Origin of the sequence: Microvirga aerilata (genome assembly GCF_016743775.1) — a bacterium.
GTDB lineage: Bacteria > Pseudomonadota > Alphaproteobacteria > Rhizobiales > Beijerinckiaceae > Microvirga > Microvirga aerilata.
The window spans coordinates 1-1323 of sequence record NZ_JAEQMY010000282.1 but is presented as its reverse complement, the minus strand read 5'-3'; the positions used below and the strand labels follow the sequence as shown (position 1 = coordinate 1323).

Genomic DNA, 1323 nt, shown 5'->3' with positions numbered 1-1323 from the left:
CGTGGTGCTGGTGGTGTACTCGATGGTGAGCTTGGGCTTGGTCGTACCCTCCGAGGAGAGGAAGTCCCAGCCATCGCCACCAGAGGGCAGGAAGGCCCAGCCGTTGTTGGCGGCACCATTGGACCAGGCCTGCACGCTGGCCGTCACATCGAGGTTGGTAGCGCCCACAGCGGTGCGGCCGGTGACCCGGTCGGCCGTGGCCACCACCTCGCCGCTGGTGGTCTGCACGCCGCTGCTGAGGGAGCTCCAGGTGGACGCCTCGCTCCAGCCGGTGAGCATCCGGTGTAGCGCCGCGCCATCACCGGCATTGGTGGTCTGCAGGGTCAGAGTGGCTTTGGTGATGGTCGCCCCGCTGGGAATGGCCCCGGTGCCAAAGAGATTGTCGAAGCGCAGCAGGACCTGATCGTCCTGACCGGTGCCGGAGGGGGTGTCGCTGTCGATAAACAGGCTTGTGGCGCTGCCTTGGCCGGTGCTGGGCGCCGACTGGCGCAGGGTGGTGTCCTGCGTGCCTGCGTAGCCGTTCACCCCTTGCTGAAAGCTGATGGTGCGGGTCTCGCCTCCACCGGTCGAAGTAGGAGTGATGGTCAGGCTGACAGTGGCGGTGTTGCCGTCGGCCGTGCCGTCATTGGTCTTGTAGGTGAAGCTGTCCGAGCCGCTGTAGCCGCTGTTGGGCGTGTAGGTGAAGGAGCCGTTGGGGTTCAGCGTCAAGGTGCCGTTGGAGGGTCCTGCAGCCAGCAGCGCTGTCAGGGTGGGGCTGTCCACGTCGGTGTCGTTGGCCAGCACCCCAGCGGCTGCAATAGTCAGGGCTGTGCCCTGGCTGGTCGTGTAGCTGTCGTTAGCTGCCACCGGCGCATCGTTGACCGGCGTCACCTGCACCGTACGGCTGGCCACGGTGCTCAGGTTGTTGGCGGAGGCTCCATCATTGACCTGGAATTCCACCGTGCGGGCAGCGCCTGAGGGATTGTCGCTGGCGTTGGCGTATTTCACTGATGCGAGTGCGGCCTGGTACTGCGCAACGGTCGCTGTGCCGGTGAGGGTGAGAGTACCCGTGGAGGCGCTCCAGCTTCCTGATATTCCGTTCTGGTTGGTGAAGACAAGGCTGTCCTGACCAGACGCATAGCCTGCGCTGATCTTTACCGTGGCGCCTGTCAGGCTGGTGCCGTCATCGGTGATCGTCAGGCCGGGCGCGACGGCAGCGGCGGGAGCGTTCTCGGTGTAGCTGAGAGAGCCTGTGCCTGTGCTCACCACCGGGGCGGTGTTGCTGGGCGGAGGCGTGGTGCTGGTGGTGTACTCGATGGTGAGCTTGGGCTTGGTCGTACCCTC

The 1323-nt window shown here is 65.5% G+C and carries 1 protein-coding gene; it reads right to left on the bottom strand.

Annotation, left to right across the window (positions count from 1 at the left end; all coding sequences use genetic code 11):
* Positions 1 to 1323: cadherin-like domain-containing protein (locus tag JKG68_RS32360; protein ID WP_202066532.1), on the bottom strand; the 1323-nt coding region annotated here is incomplete at both ends.